Consider the following 18,685-nt stretch of genomic DNA (forward strand, 5'->3'; position numbering starts at 1 on the left):
AAGGATTGGGCTGAGAGGTCGCGGCCGAAGGATAATCGGGGGAACCGGATGGGCCGGTGGATAGCCTAAAGGTCCTCTTGGGCTGGCGTGGAGGCTGTGTTACTTCAAACAAGTCAGTCTTAATTAATGGAAAGTCGCTCGGCGATGAAGGTAATCCGACAATCCTTGTTTATCATAGGCCTTTGTGTCGGACCTGTTCATTCATACGCGGCGGAACCTGATCGAACTGTACTTGCGCTTGAAACCTTCGCGAAGTCCGGAAGTACCAGAGCTCAGTTCGAACTGGGACGACGTTTTGAAAGTGGTATTGGAACCAAGCTCGATTACACCAAAGCCTTCAATCTTTATTGTCAAGCCGCCGCCAAGAGGCACCCGGAAGCCTCCTACCGGCTGGCCCGCCTGTATCTCTCGGGAAAGGGAGCCCCGCGCGACACGGTGATGGCGGCGTCCTGGATCAAGCGCGCGATCGAGTTGGGCGAGACCGAGGCGCGCGAGTTGCTGCCCCAGGTGAAGAGCGTCAAGCAGGTCCAGGAGCCCGGCTGCTTCGTTCCCGGCGTCAGGGGCGCCGGACACCTGCCGCCACCCGCCAAGATCGAGAAGATGGTCCGCCAGATGGCTCCCGATTTCAGCCTGGATCCGGATTTCGTGCTGGCGATCATGCAAATCGAATCTGGATACCGCGCCGACGCGGTCTCGCCGCGCAACGCCCAGGGCCTGATGCAGTTGATCCCGGACACGGCCGACCGCTTCGGGGTCAAGGACCCGTTCGACCCCCAGGACAACATCCGCGGCGGCATGCGCTACCTGCGCTGGCTGATGGCTTACTTCCGCGGCGACGTGACCCTGGTCGCCGCCGCCTACAACGCCGGTGAAGGCGCCGTCGAACGCTATCGCGGTGTTCCGCCCTATCGTGAGACCGAAGCCTATGTGCTAAAGCTGAAGGGCGTCTATCCGCGCAAGCGCCATCCGTTCGAACCCAGCGTCGCCAAGGCGTCGGACGCCTTCGCTTCGGCCGAGGTCGCGGAACTGGAATGACAGCCGAGGCCTGACGATTGCGCTTTCCGGTAACCGACCACTGCGACGGCGAACGCTTCTTCAACGTCCATGACCGGACGGACCACTCATTCGCCGACGTGCTGCGCTGGCTGCGCTCGCGCGAGCGGACGCCCTGGCCCGACGCCGTCGTCGATCCGCCGCATCCGCCGCCCACCGCGGCCGACCGGGAGACGCTGGCCGTCACCTTCATCGGACACTCGACCTTCCTGATACAGGTCGGCGGCATGCGGTTCCTGACCGACCCGATCTACGCCCAACGCGCCAGCCCGTTCTCCTTCGTCGGACCGAAGCGGGCGCGGCCCCCCGGCCAGCCGCTCGAAACCCTGCCCAAGGTCGACGTCACCCTGGTCAGCCACAACCACTACGACCATCTCGACCCCGTGGCCTTGCGCGAGGTGGCGGCGCGCTGGTCATCCCGCGCGGTCACGGGTCTGGGCAACGCCGCCCTGCTGGACCGCATCGGCCTGAAGGACACGGTCGAGCTGGACTGGTGGGGCTCGGTCGAGATCGGAGGCGCCCGGATCACCTATGTCCCGGCCCAGCATTTCTCGGCCCGAACACCCTTCGACCGCAACCGAACCCTGTGGGGCGGCTTCGTCATCGAGGCGGGTGGCCGCACCGTCCTTTTCGCGGCGGACAGCGGCTACTGCCCGCATTTCGCCGAGATCGCCCAGCGGTTCCCCCGGATCGACCTGGCCCTGCTCCCGATCGGCGCCTATGAGCCGCGGTGGTTCATGGGTGTCGTCCACATGAACCCGGAAGACGCCGTCAAGGCCCATCGCGACCTTGGCGCCCACCGCAGCGTCGGCATGCATTTCGGCACCTTCGCCCTGACCGACGAGGGGATCGACGCTCCCGTGACGGCGTTGCGGCGGGCCAGAGCGGCGGCTGGCCTGGACGAGGGCGACTTCACGACGCTGGAATTTGGCGAAACCAAGGTATTTCCCGCCTAAAGCGGAAAACCGCCCTCGCCGCTCCACCTATGTTGGCATGTCCTCGCGAACCGGGAGCGTGTCCTATGCCTAAGGGAATGGCCCATTGGGGCGCCACCGCGCGCCATGCCGCGCTGGCTGGCGCCTTGTGCCTTTCGGCGCTTCCAGGACTCGCCGCGGATTTGAAGTCGACCGACCTGGACTCGACGGCGGCTCTCCGCGAGGCCGTGACGATCGACGGCGTCATGGACCACCTGAGGGCTTTCCAAGCCATCGCCGACGCCAACGGCGGCAACCGCGCCGCCGGCCGGCCGGGCTACGACCGCTCGGCTGACCATGTCGCGGCGCTGCTGGAGCGGGCCGGCTACACCGTCACCCTGGAACCGTTCGATTTTCCCTTCTTCGAGGAGGTGGCGCCACCGATCCTGACCGCGATTGGTGTCGAGATCGATCGGGGTCAGGTCATCACCCTGCCCAACTCCGCCAGTGGCGACGTGACCGCCCCGCTGATCCCGCCCTCGGGGTCGGCGCTGGGATGCGAGGCCAAGGACTTCCAAGGCTTCATCCGGGGCGCCATCGCCCTGATCCAGCGCGGCACCTGCACCTTCCAGGCGAAGGTCGACAACGCGGTGGCCGCCGGAGCCGCCGGCGTGGTGATCCACAACGAGGGCGGTCCCGGCCGCACGGACGCGTTCCGCGGCCGCCTGCGCGACCCGGCCCCCGTTCCCGTGGTTGGCATCCCATCCGATTTGGGCGCCCGGCTGCGTGAGGGCCGGCCGGACACCCGGCTGGCGGTGGAGGCGCGGAGCGGCACTCGGTCAAGCGTCAACGTGCTGGCCGATGGACCGGAGGGCACCACCGGCGACACCATCCTGGTCGGCGCCCATCTCGACGGCGTGCCGGAAGGCCCCGGGATCAACGACAACGGCAGCGGCGCCGCCGTGATCCTGGAGACGGCGTTGCGCATGGCCGAACTGGCGGGCGACCCAGGCGGCGGGCGGCCGGCCAACCGGGTCCGCTTCGCCTTCTGGGGCGCGGAGGAGATCGGTCTGGTCGGCTCCCGCCACCATGTGGCGCGGCTGTCGGAACAGGAGCGCGGACGGCTCGCCGCCGTCCTCAACTTCGACATGCTGGGTTCGCCCAATCCCGGCCGCTTCGTCTACGACGGTCCGGTCGAGATCCAGCGGGTGTTCACCGGGTATTTCCGCGCCATGGGATTGGACATGGGCACGACGCCGATGCGGGGCGGCTCGGATCATGCCCCCTTCGCGGCGGTCGGCATCCCCACCGGCGGCCTCTACACCGGCGCTGGCGAGACCAAGTCGGACACCTCGGCGACCCGGTTCGGCGGCGTGGCGGGCCGTCCGTTCGATCCGTGCTACCATCAAGCCTGCGACGACATCGATAACATCGACCGCGCCATTCTGGACCAGATGGCCGACGCCGCCGCCCACGCCATCCTCACCCTGTCGCGCGCCCCCCATGGCGGCAGGGTCGGAGGCGGAGCGGCGCTATGAGTCAGGACACACGGCGTGGCATCAGCACGGTGTAGTCCAGGTCGAGCACGACGGATGGATCGGTCTTGCCATCCGCTCCCGTCATGGGGAAGTCGGCGCAAGCCCTGTCCTTGACCGCGATGGTCCGCAGACGCAGCACGCCGATGTCGCGGCGGCCCGGCAACTCGTGCTTCTCCAGCACCTCGGACCAGGCGTAGATCGTATCGCCCGCGAAGGTCGGGGCGACGTGGCGGCCGCCATTGATCGCCACGATTCGGACGGCGTTGGCCAAGCCGTTGAAGCTGAGCGCTCGGGCGAGGCTGATGATATGGCCGCCATAGATCAGCCGGCGCCCGAACCGGCCTTCCTTCTCGGTGTGCTGGTTGAAGTGGACGCGCGCCGTGTTCTGGTACAGGCGGGTCGCCATGGCGTGCTCAGCCTCCTCGATGGTCATGCCATCGACGTGGTCGATCCGCTCGCCCTCCTTGTAGTCCTCCCACAGGTGGGGCGATCCGGCGGCCGTGGTGTCGTAGACCCCGAAGTCGGCGCCATCCGGGACGATCAGGTCGTGGACCGCCACCGCGTCGGGCAGTTCCGGAACCACAGGATCGGGCGCAGGGGCCGACTCGTCGCGCTTCCGGACCATCACCCAGCGGCAATAGTCCAGCACCATCTCGCCCCGCTGGTTGACGCCGATCGAGCGGACATAGACCGTGCCGGTCTTGCCGTTCGAGTTCTCCTTCAGCCCGATCACCTGCGAGACCGAGGACAGCGTGTCGCCGGGATAGACCGGCTCGCCGAAACGGCAGGCGGCGTATCCGAGATTGGCGACCGCGTTCAGCGAAACGTCGGGAACCGTCTTGCCGAACACGACGTGGAACGCCAGCGCGTCGTCGACCGTCGCCCCCTCGAAGCCGAGATCCTGCGCGAAGGTGTCGGCCGAGTGCAGCGGGAACCGCGAGCCGGTCAGCGCCACGTACAGCGCCATGTCGCCTTCCGTCACGGTGCGCGGGGTTGCGTGGATGATCTCCTGGCCCAGACGGAAATCCTCGAAGTAGTTACCGGGGTTGGTCTTGGTCATCGCCATGGCTCTTTCCTGCCCAAAATTCCTGCCGCTGGTTCTTGGAGTTGTCCGGTTCAGGCGGAGGCCGCGCCGCTGGACATCGCCTCGATCGCCTCGGCCAAGGCCACCAGACGGCGCGCGTTCTCGACGTGCAGGTTCTCGACCAGCTTGCCGTCGACCACCACCACGCCCTTGCCCTCGGCGCTGGCCGCCTGGAAAGCCTCGATGAAGCGGCGCGACTGGGCGACCTCCTCCGCCGAGGGGCCGAACGCCGCGTTGGCGGCGGCCAGCGTCTTGGGATGGATCAGCGTCTTGCCGTCGAAGCCCAGCTCCACGCCCTGCCGGCAGGACGCCGCGAAGCCCTCGTCGTCGTTGAGATCGAGATAGACGCCGTCCAGGATCGCCAGCCCGTAGGCGCGCGCCGCCAGCAGGCACAGTCCCAGGCTGGTGATCATCGGCAGGCGGTCGCGCGTGTGGGCGGCGTGGAGGTCCTTGGCGAGGTCGGAGGTGCCCATGACCAGCCCGCCGAGCCGGGGGGTGGCGCCCGCGATCTCCTTGACGTTGAGCATCGCCAGCGGCGTCTCCATCATGCACCAGATCTTGAGGCCGGCGGGGGCGCCCGACGCCACCAGGATCTGTTCCGCCTGACGGACCGCGTCGGCCGACTCGACCTTGGGCAATAGCACCGCGTCGGCGCCCGAATTCGCGGCGAACACCAGATCCTCATAGCCCCAGGGCGTGTTGAGCCCGTTGGTGCGGACGATCAGTTCGCGCTGGCCATAGCCGCCACCCTGGATCGCGGCGCCGATCTGGCCGCGCGCGGCGGCCTTGGCGTCGGGAGCGACCGCGTCCTCCAAGTCCAGGATCAGCCCGTCGGCTGGCAGGGTCTTGCCCTTCTCCATCGCGCGCGGGTTGGACCCCGGCATGTACAGAACGCCGCGGCGGGGGCGGACAGTCATCGCCATTCGGAAACTCCCTGCTCTTGGATGGATTGATGCGTCGCGTAGGCTTTTCGGGTTCGGTTCGATCCGGTTGGCCGGACCTTACAGCGCGGCCGCGGCAAAGGGCAATCGGGGACACGCCGGGCGCTGCTGCACAATGACGCGCCGCGCCCAGGTGGTGGAATTCATGGAATGATTCTCGCCTCATTTGATATCATACGGTGATTTCAACCGATGAATCGCCTGATGCCCAACGAGCCGTGGACCCGCCGGGCGGGTGACGGGTCACTTCAAGATGCCCACTCCAGCACAGCCAATTCCCATCATCAACGTCCTGCTGGTCGAGGATCAGCCGGGCGACGCCGATCTCGTGACGCGCGCGCTGCGTTCGCGGCGAGGGCGGTTCAAGGTGGCTTCCGTCGACCGTCTGGCGGCCGCGCTGCCAGTGCTGGAGGCGGGGACGGTGGACGTGATCCTGCTCGACCTGACCCTGCCGGACAGCCAGGGCTTCGCCACCATCACCGCCATCCGCGACGCCGCCCCCACCGTCCCGCTGATCGTCCTGACGGGTCTCAGCGACAATGAACTGGCGATGGCGGCGGTCCAAGCCGGCGCGCAGGACTTCCTGGTCAAGGGCGAGTTCGAGGACGCGATGATCGAGCGCGCGATCCGCCACGCCATCGCGCGCGGCCATCTGGAGGAGCGGCTGAGACGATCGGAGGCGCGGCTGAAGAACGTGCTGGACCTCGCCCACGACGCCGTGGTCTCGGTCGATGCCGATCAGCGCATCGTCCTGTTCAATCCGGCGGCGGAGCGGATGTTCGGCTACCAGAGCGACGAGATCCTGGGCGAGCCGATGTCGGTGCTGATCCCCGACCGGCTGCGGTCGGTCCACACCGATCATTTCAACGGGTTCCTGCGCCACGCGGTCGTCTCGCGCGACATGGCCGACCGGCCGGAGGTCAACGGGCGCCACCGCGACGGCACCGGCTTCCCAATCGAGGTCTCGCTGTCGCGTTCCGAGGGGCCGGACGGCCCCATCGTGACCGCGATGATCCGCGGCATCACCGAACGCAAGCGGGCGGAAGCGCGGCTGGTCCTGCTGGCGACCACCGATCCGCTGACGGGCATCGCCAACCGGCGCCATCTGCTCGATCTCGCGGAGCGCGAGTTGGCCCGCCTGTGGCGATATGGAACGCCGTTCAGCCTGATCATGATGGATGTCGACCACTTCAAGCGGATCAACGACACCCACGGCCACGCGATGGGCGACGAGGCCTTGCGGCGGCTCGCCGCGGTCTGCGCGGAGACGCTGCGCCAGAGCGACCTGCTGGGTCGCATGGGCGGCGAGGAGTTCGCCATCCTGCTGCCCGAAGCGGGAGAGGTGGAGGCCATGGCCGTGGCCGAACGCGTCCGGCTGCGAGCGTCGCGACTGCGCGTGGCATCCGGAGACGGCGCGGAATTGCGCCTGACCGTGAGCCTGGGCATCGCGGAGTGCCGCCGCGATGATCTCAGGATCGAGCAACCCCTGGCGCGGGCCGATCTGGCGCTCTACCAAGCCAAGGCCAGCGGACGCGACCGGGTCGTTCCCGCCAGCGCCGTGGCCCCGGCCTAGCTGCCCCGCGCGGAAATCCCGCACAAGATTGCTGCGCCGCGTCCATCCTTGTGGCACGGTTGGTCCCGCCATGAAACAGATCCTCACCATCCAGTCCCACGTCGCCTTCGGCTATGTCGGGAACCGTGCGGCCGTGTTCCCGCTCCAGCGTCTCGGGTTCGACGCGATGGCGGTCAACACGGTCCAATTCTCCAACCACACCGGTTATGGGTCGTGGACCGGACAGGTCTTCTCGCCCGAGCACATCGCCGAGGTGATCGATGGCATCGGCCAGCGTGGCGGGCTCGACCACTGCGATGCCATCCTGTCCGGCTATATGGGCGGAGCCGCCCTGGGTCAGGTGATCGTCGAGACGGTCCGCCGGGTCGAGACCGCCAACCCGGCGGCGCTCTACTGCTGCGATCCGGTGATGGGCGATGTCGGGCGCGGCTTCTTCGTCAACCAGGACATCCGCGACTTCATGCGGGCCCACGCCGTCCCCGCGGCCGACATCATCACGCCGAACCAGTTCGAGCTGGAGTTCCTGACCGGCACGGAAATCCGGTCGATGGACGACGCGCTGGCCGCGACCGCGGCCGCCCGTGGCTTAGGGCCGAAGCTGGTGCTGCTGACCAGCCTGACCCGCGCCGAGGCCGATCCCGACAGCATCGAGATGCTACTGGACTCGCCGGACGGCGCCTTCCTGGTGACCACGCCCCGGTTGCCGTTCGACAAGCCGCCGAATGGGGCGGGTGACTGCGTCGCCGCCGTGTTCCTGGCCAAGTACCTTGAGAGCGGCGACGCCGCCGGCGCGCTGGGCCACGCGGCCGCCGCCATCTACGCGGTGTTCGCCGCGACGCTGAAGGCCGGCACGCGCGAGCTTCAGCTGATCGCGGCGCAGGACGAGCTGGTCCGCCCATCCCGCCTGTTCGAGGTCCGCCCGGTACGCTGAGAAGGGGTACGCTAAGGCTACTTTTTCAAGTAGTCGCGGACGAGCAGTTCCGCGATCTGCACCGCGTTGAGGGCGGCGCCCTTCCGCAGGTTGTCGGCGACGACCCAAAGGTTGAGGCCGTTCTCGATCGAGAAGTCCTCGCGGATGCGCGAGATGAAGACGGGATCGTCACCGGCGCATTCGACCGGCGTGACGAACCCTTCGTCGGTGCGGTGATCGATCACGGTGATGCCGGGGGCTTGGCGCAGCGCCTCGGTCGCGTCCTCGGCGCTGATCGGGCGCTCGAACTCGACGTTGATCGCCTCGGCGTGGCCTATGAAGACCGGAACCCGCACGCAGGTGGCGGCCACGGTGATCTTGGAGCCCAGGATCTTCTTGGTCTCCACCATCATCTTCCACTCCTCGCGGGTCGAGCCGTCCTCCATGAACGTGTCGATGTGGGGAATGACGTTGAAGGCGATCTGCTTGTCGAAGACCTTCTTCTCGATCGGATCATTGACGTAGATGGCGCGGGTCTGGTTGAACAGCTCATCCATGGCGTCGCGCCCCGCACCCGACACCGACTGGTATGTCGCGACGACGATCCGCTTGACCTGGGCCAGATCGTGCAGCGGCTTCAGCGCCACCACCATCTGGATGGTCGAGCAGTTCGGGTTGGCGATGATGTTGCGCTTGGTGTAGCCGGCCAGCGCCTCGGGATTGACCTCGGGCACGATCAGCGGCACGTCGGGGTCCATCCGGAAATGCGACGTGTTGTCGATCACCACGCAGCCCGCCGCGGCGGCCTTGGGCGAGAACTGCGCCGAAACGGCGCCGCTGGGCGAGGACAGCGCGATGTCCCAGCCGCGGAAGTCGAATTTCGCCAAATCCTGGACGTCCAGGACCGATTTGTCGCCGAACGAGATCTGACTGCCGATCGACTTTTCCGACGCGAGGGCGACCACGTCGTCGACCGGGAAATCACGTTCGGCCAGAGTGGTCAGCATCTCCCGCCCGACATTGCCGGTGGCGCCGATGACCGCGACCTTGTAGCCCATGATTGAGTTCCTGCTTTTTTGTTCGAGGGTCTCTCGCCCAACCGTTTCCGGTGGCGCGGCGATTTCGCCCATCCGTCGAGGGGACTTGAATTATGCAAGCGGCGGCCCGTTTGCAAGGGGATCACGCGGCTTCGAACGGCAGGGGACGGTGCCGCCGTCATCGGGGCATGGCCTTTGCCCTGGTTTTTGGTGGTGGATTTCCTCATCCTTCCAAGGGATGACACCTCCAGACTGGAACCGGCGTGAGCAGCAATCTCTTGCGTGACACCATCGCCCTCGCGATCAAGGACGCGGACAGATCGTTCTTCAACGAGGACTACGTCAAGCAGGCCACGGCGGTGATCATCGCCCTGCGGAAGGCCGGGTTCGAGATCGTGCCGACCAAGGCGTCGGACGGGCTGGTCGATTTCGCCTGCGACAACCTGCCGTTCGGCCGGCTGAAGCAGCAGGACTTCATCAAGGAACTCTACGTCCTGCTGGTCGAGAACAGCCGCAAGTTCCCTTGATCCTCAGTTCGGCCGTCCGGCCAGGATCACGTCGAGGTCGCCGACGCTCAGGGACCGGGCGTCGGCGATGATGTCGAACCAGCGGTCGATATCCTCGACGGAAGCGTCACGCACGCGTTCCATGACGGGAACGGGAACCGGACCGGCCCGGCGCTCCATCAACCGGAGCAACGCCGAGATCTTGCCCTTCACCTCGCCCTCGACCTTGCCCTTCATCTCGCCCTTGGCGAATGCCTCGTCGTAGAGCGGGTATTCCTCCAGTGTGAATCGCACTGCCATGTTCTTGACCTCCTCCACCACGACAGGCGCGGCCTTCCTCAGTTTCGACAGCGTCAGGAGCCGGTTCGCGGCGTCGTTCCTGTCCCGCCTGTCGAGCATCGCGAGGCGCTCCAGGATGGCGCGCACGCGTTTCCTAATATCGTCGCATTCGCATAGGATCGCCAGCACCGCGTCATCTGGCGACGGACTGTCGAGCAAGGGGCCGGCGTCGAAGTCGGCGATGTGCCGCACCTCGTATCGGAAGCTCAGGTTGGGATGGAAGATGCCACCGGGCTCGCCGCTCCGGCGCTCGCCCAGCCGCAGCACGAGCTGTGTGACGGGAGCGTCGCCGTAGCATTCGGAGACGAGGCCGTAATACTCGTACATCCGCCACCGCATGGCGGCGGAGACACCCGATTCCAACTCCAGGTGGAAGACGGTACCACCTTCCAGTTCGGCCACCATGTCGGGGCGACGCAGGCGGACGCGGGCGAACTCGGTCGGCACGAAGCGCTCGACGCGCAGGCCGGTCAACATGCGCAGCAGGGCCGGCGTGCCGGTCCACACCATCTCCTTGATCGTCGCGTCGTAGTCGTGACCCATCCACCGCCCCATGCATACCATCGCATGTGGCTCATGAGGGTTTCACGCGCGTGGGGCTATGTGGCGCGATGACGCTGGGAGGTGGGCCAGGGACGGGAGCGGCATCGGCCGCTCCCGCGTTCCCCTTACGAGGCGGCGATCTTGTCCAGCACGCGGACGATCGAATCGCCCATGACCGAGGTCGAGCAGCGGGCCATGCCCGGCGCCATGATGTCGGACGTGCGGGTGCCGCCGTTCAGCACGGTCTGCACCGCCTTCTCGATCAGGTCGGCGTCCTCGTTCATGTCGAACGAGTAGCGCAGCATCATGGCGAAGCTGAGCAGCGTCGCGATCGGGTTGGCGAGGTCGCGGCCGGCGATGTCCGGGGCGGAGCCATGCACCGGCTCGTACAGCGCGCGGCGGCGGCCGCTCTCGTCCGGAGCGCCCAGCGAGGCGGACGGCAGCATGCCGAGCGAGCCCGTCATCATCGCCGCCTCGTCCGACAGCATGTCACCGAACAGGTTGTCGGTGACGATGACGTCGAACTGCTTGGGGTTCTTGATCAGCTGCATGGCGCAGTTGTCGGCGTACATGTGGGTCAGCTCGACATCGGCGTATTCGGCCTGATGCAGCTTGGTCACCTCCTGCCGCCACAGCAGGCCGGATTCCATCACGTTGGCCTTTTCGACCGAGCACAGCTTGTTCTGCCGCTTGCGCGCCAGTTCGAAGGCGACGCGCGCGACGCGGTGGATCTCGGAGGTGGTGTAGACCTGGGTGTTGACGCCGCGGCGCTGGCCATCGGGCAACTCCTCGATGCCGCGCGGCTCACCGAAATAGACGCCGCCGGTCAACTCGCGGACGATCATCAGGTCGAGGCCGCGGACGATGTCCGGCTTGAGGGTCGAGGCGTCGACCAGCGCGTCGAACACGATCGCCGGGCGCAGGTTGGCGAACAGCCCCAACTCCTTGCGGAGGCGCAGCAGGCCGGCTTCCGGCCGCTTGTCGAAGCTGACGTTATCCCACTTGGGGCCACCGACCGCGCCGAGCAGAACGGCGTCGACACCCATCGCGTCGGCCATGGTCTCGTCGGACAGGGGCACGCCGTGGTGGTCGATGGCGATGCCGCCGACCAGTCCTTCCTGGACGTCGAAGGTCACACGCCGTTTGCGATCCATCCAGTCGATAACACGCCGCACCTGGCGCATCACTTCCGGGCCGATACCATCACCGGGCAGTATCAGCAGCTTCTTGTTGGCGGGCATCGCGTGTTTTCTCCATGGATTATCTGTTGGGGAGCTTTGTAGTGCGCAAACACGCTCCTGAAAAGCTCCCCTATCGTGAAAAGCTCCCGGGGCGCGTCATGCCCACAACCACGGTTGCGTACCGCGCTGCGATGTCTCGTAGGTGTCGATCGACGGAGCGTGTTCCAGCGTCAGGCCAATGTCGTCCAGTCCGTTCAGCAGGCAGTGCTTCCGGAAGGGGTCGACGTCGAAGGTGATCTTGCCGCCGTCGGGACCGGTGATCTCCTGCTTCTCCAGGTCGACCGTGACGACCGCGTTGGAGCCGCGCTCCGCGTCGTCCATCAGCAGATCGACCTGCTCCTGCGGCAGCACGATCGGCAGGATGCCGTTCTTGAAGCAGTTGTTGAAGAAGATGTCGGCGAAACTGGTCGCGATGACACAGCGGATGCCGAAGTCGGCAAGCGCCCAGGGGGCGTGTTCCCGGCTCGACCCGCAGCCGAAGTTGTCGCCAGCGACCAGGATCTTCGCTTGGCGATAGGCCGGCTTGTTCAGCACGAAGTCGGGCTTCTCCTCGCCCTCCGCCGTGTAGCGCATCTCGTCGAACAGGTGCTTGCCCAAGCCGGTGCGCTTGATCGTCTTGAGGAACTGCTTTGGGATCAGCATGTCGGTGTCGACGTTGATGATCGGCAACGGGGCCGCGACCCCGGTCAGCGTGGTGAACTTTTCCATGATATCGGAGACGCTCCTCAGACGAGTTCGCGGATGTCGGTCAGGTGGCCGGTCACGGCGGCGGCCACCGCCATCGCCGGGCTGACCAGATGGGTACGGCCGCCGCGGCCCTGCCTGCCTTCGAAATTACGGTTGGAGGTCGAGGCGCAGCGCTCGCCGGGGCTGAGCTTGTCCGCGTTCATGGCGAGGCACATGGAGCAGCCGGGCTCGCGCCAGTCGAAGCCGGCCTCCTTGAAGACGACGTCCAGCCCTTCCTCCTCGGCCTGTTCCTTGACCAGGCCGGAGCCGGGAACGATCATCGCGTAGACGCCGTCGGCCACCTTGCGGCCGCGCGCCACGGTCGCGGCGGCGCGCAGGTCCTCGATCCTGCCATTGGTGCAGGAGCCGATGAAGACCTTGTCGACCTTGACCTGGCTCAGCGGCGTTCCGGGGGTCAGGCCCATGTATTCAAGCGCCCGCTCCACGGCGGCCCGCTTGGCCTTGTCGGCGACATCGGCGGGATTGGGTACGACGGCGGTGATCGGCAGCACGTCCTGCGGGCTGGTGCCCCAAGTGACCTGCGGCACGATATCCTCGGCCTTCAGCGTGACCTCCTTGTCATAGACGGCGCCCTCGTCGCTCGGCAGCGTCCGCCAATAGGCGACGGCCTGCTCGTAGGCGCCCGCCTTCGGAGCGTAGGGGCGGCCCATCAGGTACTTGAAGGTGGTCTCGTCCGGCGCGATCAGGCCAGCGCGGGCGCCCGCCTCGATCGACATGTTGCAGACGGTCATGCGGCCTTCCATGGATAGGTCGCGGATCGCCTTGCCGGCGTATTCGATGACATGGCCGGTGCCGCCGGCGGTGCCGATCACGCCGATGACGGCCAGGATCAGGTCCTTGGCGGTGACGCCGACCGGCAGGTCGCCATCGACGGTGATCCGCATGTTCTTGGCCGGCCGCTGCTGCAGCGTCTGGGTCGCCAGCACGTGCTCGACCTCGGACGTGCCGATGCCGAAGGCCAACGCCCCGAAGGCCCCATGGGTGGCCGTGTGGCTGTCGCCGCACACGATGGTCATGCCCGGCTGGGTCAGTCCCTGCTCCGGTCCGATGATGTGGACGATGCCCTGCCGGATGTCGTCCATCGCGAAATAGGGCACGCCGAAATCGACCGCGTTCTTCTCCAGCGTCTCGACCTGGATGCGGCTCTCCTCATCGGCGATCCCCTCGCCGCGGTCGCTGGTCGGAACATTGTGGTCGGCGACGGCCAGCGTGGCGTCCGGGCGGCGGACCTTGCGGCCCGCGAGGCGTAGTCCTTCGAAAGCCTGGGGACTGGTCACCTCATGGACCAGATGACGGTCGATATAGAGGACGCAGGTGCCGTCCTCCTGACGATGGACGACGTGGCTGTCCCAGATCTTGTCGAAGAGCGTACGTGGCTTTGCCATTTGTTTGATTCTCTGATTCACGTTCCAGCGGGGTGACCCGAACCGTCCGGCGTGTCGCCCGCGGCCGGTTTCCCCTTGATATCACCTGACATCACCGGCGATCCGACCGGCGGGCGAGCCGGGCTTACCTCTGTATGTCAACATAACCCCTGCCCCTCGCCGCCTCAAGGGACTAGACTTCAATGCAATACAGCCAATGCGTTTTGGCGCGCCTTAGGTACGCCCAAGCCGAAAAAAAGGAAATTTCATGTCGAAACGCATCTCCGACCTCGCCGTGATTGGGGAAACGACGTCCGAGGAGTACGCCATTCGTCCGGATGACGGGCGCATCCTGGCGGGCTCCCCCGATCAATTGGCGTGGAACCACTTCACCGACACAACCGGCCAGTTCTCCGCCGGAATTTGGGAAGGCGCTCCGGGCGTGTGGAAAGTCAACTTCACGGAGAACGAGTTCTGCCACCTGCTATCCGGCATCGTCGTGGTCCGCGACGAGGCGGGCGCCGAGCGCGCCTTCAAGGCCGGCGACGCCTTCGTCATGCCGGCCGGCTTCGTCGGCACCTGGGAAGTGGTGGAGCGCGCCCGGAAGCTCTACGCCACGTTCGAGGCGGCGGGGTCGGTCCAAGTGGCCGATGGCTGACGTCAGGGCTCGCGGAACCGGTTTCGACACCTAAGTACTTGATCGGCCGCGTCGGCGGCGGACTTTCATATCAATGATCCCAGGGAGGGGCGAAGCGATGTTGATGATGGGGCGCAGGGGTTTCCTCGCGGCGGCGGGGGCGGTTTCCGTGGTGACGATGATGGATCGGGGTATCGGGCGGGCGTGGGCCCAGGCGACGGGGCCGTTCAAGCTCGATCCTCTCGGCTACGCCACCTCGGCGCTGGAGCCGCATATCGACGCCAAGACGATGGAGATCCACCACGACAAGCATCACGCGACCTATGTCACCAATCTCAACGCGGCGGTGAAGGACCATTCCCAGGTGGCCTCGATGCCGCTCCAGGACATTCTCGCCAAGCTGGGTGAGATGCCGGATGCGGTCAGGACCACGATCCGCAACAGCGGCGGCGGACACGCCAACCACACCATGTTCTGGCAGATCATGGGTCCTGGTGGCGGCGCTCCGACCGGCGACCTCAAGGCTGCGATCGATCGCGATCTTGGGGGTGTGGACGCCATGAAAGAGACGTTCAACGGCGCCGGCGCCAGGGTGTTCGGATCGGGCTGGGTGTTCGTCACGGTCGACAAGCAGGGCAAGCTGGCGCTGGAGAGCAAGCCCAACCAGGATACGCCGCTGATGGAAGGCAAGCGCGTCCTGATGGGCAACGACGTGTGGGAACACGCCTATTACCTGACCTACCAGAACCGCCGCCCGGATTACCTGAAGGCGTGGTGGAACACCGTCGACTGGTCCAAGGTCGGCGAACGCTACGCCGCCGCCAAGGCCGGCACGCTGACGATCTGACCTGATCCCCCGGCACGCCGCTCAGGACGGTGTCCGGGCGGAGTGCTGGTCGAGAAACTGGCGGCAGGCGTCGAAATCGGACCGAACCTCGCCGGGCACCTCGATGCCCTTGCGGGTCGCCAAGCTGGTGGCGAATGCCAGCATCCGCTCCGTCGGTGGGTTGCCGCGGGACTTGGCCGGCAGGGGGGTCTCCGCGGCCCGCTCCGGTGGGGCCGCGGTCGTCTTGCGCCGCCGCTTCACCGGTGCCGCAACGTCGTCGCCGGTCGCCGCGGCGGCGGTCTTGCGCTTCCTTAGCACCGCCGGCTTGGCACCCGCGGCGCGGCGCTTGATCGCCGCCCGTTTGACCGGGGGCGCCGGAGCGCCCAAGTCGACCTTGGTTCCGCCACCGGATTTGAGAGCCGCGATCAGCCGCTCCGCCTCGGTCGCGATACCGTCGATGACGCCGCGGAACTCGGCGCGGCCGGTGACGATGTCATCCAACCGCATTTCCCATACGGCGGTCGTGCCCGGATCGACCAGCACCGGCGCCGATTTCCGCAGCAGATCGAACAGATGGAGCCCGGCGGGCGTCGGCACCACCAGCTTGCCGTCAGCCGCCAGCATGTTCTGCCGCTTCAGCCCCTTGATCACCTCGGCGCGGGTGGCGGGCGTGCCGATACCCTTCGCCTCCTTCAGCCGGTCGCGTAGCGTCGGATCCTCGACGAAGCGCCACGCGTTCTGCATGGCGTCGATCAGCGTGCCCTCGTTGTAGCGTGGCGGCGGCTGGGTCCGCTTGGCCTCCACCTTGGCGTCGGACAGGGCAGCACGGTCGCCGTTGGATATCGGAGGCAGCGTCTGCTCGTTCTCGGCCTCCGGTGGTGCTCCGGGATCGTTGCCGGTGTAGACCTCCTTCCAGCCGAGCTTGATCGGAACGCGCCCGATCGTGCGGAACTCGACCGGCTTGCCGTCCGGCATCGGGACCGGCAAGGTCACCGTCGTCTGGCGGTATTCATAATCCGGCATCACGATCGCCAGATATGAGCGGCAGATCAGGGCGAACAGGCGCTTTTCGTCATCGTTCAGCCGGGCCAGCCGGGGTTCCAGGTCATTCAGGACGTTGACGTTTGGCACGATGGCGTGGTGCGACACGCCCTCCAGCGACTTGTCGTGGAAATGGCCGGACTTGCCCTTGCGGATGACGGGGCGGGAGATGTCCAGATGGGCGAAGCCGCGCAGGCCCGTCAGCGCGCGGACGATCGCCGGCACGTCGTCGATCTGGTTCTCCGACAGGTAGCGCGCCTCGGCGCGCGGATAGGTGATCAGCTTCTTGCCGTCGCCGTCGTAAAGCTCCTGGGCGACCGACAGGGTCTTGTCGGCGTTCCAGCCCCAGCGCTGGCCACAGGTCTTCTGCAAGGCCGGCAGGTCGAACAGGCGCGGCGGTCCCTGGCGCTTCTCCTCGACCGTGACCGCCAGATCACCCGCGTGGCCCTCGGCGGCCGCGGCGATCGCCTCCGCGCGCTTCCGGTCCTTGATGCGATCCTTGGGCGGTGGCGCGTGGCGCATCAGGAAGGTGCCGGTCGCCACGGTCGCGGTCGCGGTGACCTCGAAGTAGTCCTCCGGCTTGAAGTCCAGGATCTCCAGCTCGCGCAGGCAGACGATCGCCAGGGTCGGCGTCTTGACCCGTCCGATGCCGATAACGCCCTTGACGCCCGGCGCCAGCAGCGTGGTCGTCGCGGTGCGCGTCAGGGACAGGTTGAAGATCTGGTCGGCCTGCTGGCGCGCCACCGCGGCCTCGTAGACCGGACGCAGCTCAGCGTTGGGCTTCAACCGATCGAAGGCGTCGCGGATCGTCTTGGGATCCTGGGCGGTGAAGATGGCACGCATCACCGAACCCCGGAACCCGACATGCTCCAGGATCTCCTGCCCGATCAACTGGCCCTCGCGGTCGCAGTCGGTCGCCAGGATCACCCGGTCGCAACCCTTCAGCGCGCTGGCGATGGCCTGGAACTTGGCCGGCTTGTTGCCATTCGGGTCTGGCCTGGTCGGATAGAGCCCGTCCGGCTTGAGCAGGGCCGAGGACCAGCGCTTCCAGGCGGGGTTGACCTCGTCCGGTTCCGCCAGCCGCAGCAGGTGACCCTCCGCCGGCAGGATGCGGCCGAACCGGTCACCCAGCGCCACGCGCAGGTCTTTCGCCTGACTGGATTTCTCCGTGATGATGACGGTCGCCATGGCTCGCCGGGTTGAAGGTATCGATGCCCGGACGTTAGAACGGGAGAGCAAACGAATCAAGAACATCCTTGATGGGTTGCGGACACGCCTGACGGGACACACGCTTCGATGGCACTTCCTCAAAAATTTATATGTTTTTATATAAATGGATCATAATGAGGGGACCCGCGGGTTGACCATTTTCGGAGACGGTTCGTGACGGACACCACAATCGACGGCGCGCCAGCCGGAGCGGCCACGACCGCCTCATCCGGGGCGGCGGAGCCGGGGGTCACGCTGACCCGGCGCGTGGCGCTGGAATGCGACGCCATGGCGCGCCACGCGCTGGGGACGGGGTTGAAGCTGCCCGATTCGTTGACAACCTCGCTGGAACTGATCGAACTGGCCCTGGCCGGCGGCGCGGTTCCGCTCGCGACACTCGCCACCATCCACAGCCAGTTGGCGGACGTCGTGGCGCCGGCCGCTCCCCGAACGATCTACCTGCTCCAGGTCGATCAAGCGAACCAGAACTGGAAATCCTGCCTCGGTCCGCTGCCGTCGATCCGCCGGCTGGTCATCGGCGCGGCCTTCTTCACGTCCCTGTTCGTGCTGAGCAGCCTGTCCGGCGCGATCAACCACGCCAACCTCGCTTCCGACATCTACTCGCTGGACGGCATCAAGGCCTTGTTGGTGCTGATCTTCCTGATGAGCGCCGCCGCGATGGGCGGCTGCTTCCACGCGCTGTTCATCGCCCATGGCTTCATCGGTGCCGGCACCTACGATCCAAACCTGGAATCCTCATATTGGATCAGGATCGGCATGGGATTGATCGCCGGTCTGGTGCTGTCCCAAATGATCCCGCTCGGGCCCGAGGTCAATCCCGCCTCCGGTACGGCCCCCGCCGCCTCGTCCGCCGAAACCTTCAGCAAGCCCCTGCTGGCCCTGCTGGGAGGCTTCTCGGCGACGCTGGTCTACACCATCCTCCAGCGGCTGGTTGAGACGGTGGAGTCGCTGTTCAAGGTAAAGACGGAAGCGGCGGCGCCATCGGCCATCAAAGCGCCGGCCACCGCGGTTGTCCCGCCGACCGTGCTCCCGGACGCGAACGCGGCGCGGCTGGCCCTGCCGGCACCAGCATCCGACGCCACTCCCGCGCCGTCTTCCGCATCATCGGCCGCGACCACCGCCACGGTCGCCGCCTTGGCCGCGGCAACGACGGCGGCGGCC

At 66.6% G+C, this 18,685-nt stretch carries 17 protein-coding genes; 9 read left to right on the forward strand and 8 right to left on the reverse strand.

All coding sequences use genetic code 11. The features are described from left to right. Positions 1 to 144 precede the first annotated feature (144 nt). The 3 genes from N825_RS09615 (at position 145) to N825_RS09625 (ending at position 3,505) form a co-directional block, all read left to right on the forward strand. Positions 145 to 1,035 (forward strand): transglycosylase SLT domain-containing protein, encoded by an 891-nt coding sequence (locus N825_RS09615; RefSeq protein ID WP_281174360.1) that lies wholly within the window; start codon positions 145 to 147, stop codon positions 1,033 to 1,035. Positions 1,036 to 1,052: 17 nt separating this feature from the next. Further along, a complete protein-coding gene (locus tag N825_RS09620) occupies positions 1,053 to 2,009 on the forward strand; it encodes an MBL fold metallo-hydrolase (protein WP_037450116.1) in 957 nt (318 codons plus the stop codon). Between the two features lie 65 nt (positions 2,010 to 2,074). After that, positions 2,075 to 3,505 carry a M28 family peptidase gene (locus tag N825_RS09625; protein WP_198038250.1) on the forward strand — a complete coding sequence of 477 codons (1,431 nt, stop codon included), beginning with the start codon at positions 2,075 to 2,077 and terminating at the stop codon, positions 3,503 to 3,505. Position 3,506: 1 nt separating this feature from the next. Here N825_RS09625 and N825_RS09630 read toward each other — a convergent pair whose 3' ends face one another. Together N825_RS09630 and N825_RS09635 are read right to left on the reverse strand one after the other, a co-directional pair. Further along, positions 3,507 to 4,565, reverse strand: a complete 1,059-nt coding sequence (locus N825_RS09630; protein ID WP_037450415.1) for a MaoC family dehydratase — start codon at positions 4,563 to 4,565, stop codon at positions 3,507 to 3,509. 56 nt (positions 4,566 to 4,621) lie between these two features. Further along, a complete protein-coding gene (locus N825_RS09635; RefSeq protein WP_037450120.1) occupies positions 4,622 to 5,512 on the reverse strand; it encodes an HpcH/HpaI aldolase/citrate lyase family protein in 891 nt (296 codons plus the stop codon). A gap of 271 nt (positions 5,513 to 5,783) precedes the next feature. Between N825_RS09635 and N825_RS09640 the strand changes: the two genes are divergently transcribed. Beyond that, positions 5,784 to 7,103, forward strand: a complete 1,320-nt coding sequence (locus N825_RS09640) for a GGDEF domain-containing response regulator (RefSeq protein ID WP_051511834.1) — start codon at positions 5,784 to 5,786, stop codon at positions 7,101 to 7,103. Between the two features lie 70 nt (positions 7,104 to 7,173). Continuing rightward, positions 7,174 to 8,034 carry a pyridoxal kinase PdxY gene (pdxY, locus tag N825_RS09645; RefSeq protein WP_037450123.1) on the forward strand — a complete coding sequence of 287 codons (861 nt, stop codon included), beginning with the start codon at positions 7,174 to 7,176 and terminating at the stop codon, positions 8,032 to 8,034. 17 nt (positions 8,035 to 8,051) lie between these two features. On the opposite strand, the gene N825_RS09650 is transcribed toward pdxY, so the two are convergent. Then, positions 8,052 to 9,071, reverse strand: coding sequence for an aspartate-semialdehyde dehydrogenase (locus N825_RS09650; protein WP_037450428.1), 1,020 nt, complete (start codon positions 9,069 to 9,071; stop codon positions 8,052 to 8,054). 242 nt (positions 9,072 to 9,313) lie between these two features. Here N825_RS09650 and N825_RS09655 point away from each other — a divergent pair, with 242 nt between their 5' ends. Next, positions 9,314 to 9,577: a hypothetical protein gene (locus tag N825_RS09655; RefSeq protein ID WP_245613063.1), complete on the forward strand. Its 264-nt coding sequence runs from the start codon at positions 9,314 to 9,316 to the stop codon at positions 9,575 to 9,577. Positions 9,578 to 9,580: 3 nt separating this feature from the next. Here N825_RS09655 and N825_RS09660 read toward each other — a convergent pair whose 3' ends face one another. From N825_RS09660 to leuC, 4 genes are all read right to left on the reverse strand, one after another. Continuing rightward, positions 9,581 to 10,438, reverse strand: a complete 858-nt coding sequence (locus tag N825_RS09660; RefSeq protein WP_037450126.1) for an RpnC/YadD family protein — start codon at positions 10,436 to 10,438, stop codon at positions 9,581 to 9,583. A 125-nt stretch (positions 10,439 to 10,563) separates the two neighbouring features. Further along, positions 10,564 to 11,679 (reverse strand): 3-isopropylmalate dehydrogenase, encoded by a 1,116-nt coding sequence (leuB, locus tag N825_RS09665; RefSeq protein WP_037450129.1) that lies wholly within the window; start codon positions 11,677 to 11,679, stop codon positions 10,564 to 10,566. Between the two features lie 96 nt (positions 11,680 to 11,775). Then, positions 11,776 to 12,387, reverse strand: a complete 612-nt coding sequence (gene leuD, locus N825_RS09670; RefSeq protein WP_037450132.1) for a 3-isopropylmalate dehydratase small subunit — start codon at positions 12,385 to 12,387, stop codon at positions 11,776 to 11,778. Between the two features lie 17 nt (positions 12,388 to 12,404). Next, entirely contained in the window at positions 12,405 to 13,811 is a 1,407-nt protein-coding gene (gene leuC / locus N825_RS09675; RefSeq protein ID WP_037450136.1) for a 3-isopropylmalate dehydratase large subunit, read from the reverse strand. 247 nt (positions 13,812 to 14,058) lie between these two features. Here leuC and N825_RS09680 point away from each other — a divergent pair, with 247 nt between their 5' ends. Both N825_RS09680 and N825_RS09685 read left to right on the forward strand, forming a co-directional pair. Further along, entirely contained in the window at positions 14,059 to 14,448 is a 390-nt protein-coding gene (locus N825_RS09680; protein WP_051511836.1) for a cupin domain-containing protein, read from the forward strand. Positions 14,449 to 14,551: 103 nt separating this feature from the next. Further along, a complete protein-coding gene (locus N825_RS09685; protein WP_425423724.1) occupies positions 14,552 to 15,274 on the forward strand; it encodes a superoxide dismutase in 723 nt (240 codons plus the stop codon). A 21-nt stretch (positions 15,275 to 15,295) separates the two neighbouring features. On the opposite strand, the gene N825_RS09690 is transcribed toward N825_RS09685, so the two are convergent. Further along, positions 15,296 to 17,482 carry a DNA topoisomerase gene (locus N825_RS09690; protein WP_037450141.1) on the reverse strand — a complete coding sequence of 729 codons (2,187 nt, stop codon included), beginning with the start codon at positions 17,480 to 17,482 and terminating at the stop codon, positions 15,296 to 15,298. A gap of 195 nt (positions 17,483 to 17,677) precedes the next feature. Between N825_RS09690 and N825_RS09695 the strand changes: the two genes are divergently transcribed. Continuing rightward, on the forward strand, positions 17,678 to 18,685 hold a 1,008-nt coding region (locus N825_RS09695), incomplete at its 3' end, for a hypothetical protein (protein ID WP_037450144.1).

Origin of the sequence: Skermanella stibiiresistens SB22 (genome assembly GCF_000576635.1) — a bacterium.
Taxonomy (GTDB): Bacteria; Pseudomonadota; Alphaproteobacteria; order Azospirillales; family Azospirillaceae; genus Skermanella; species Skermanella stibiiresistens.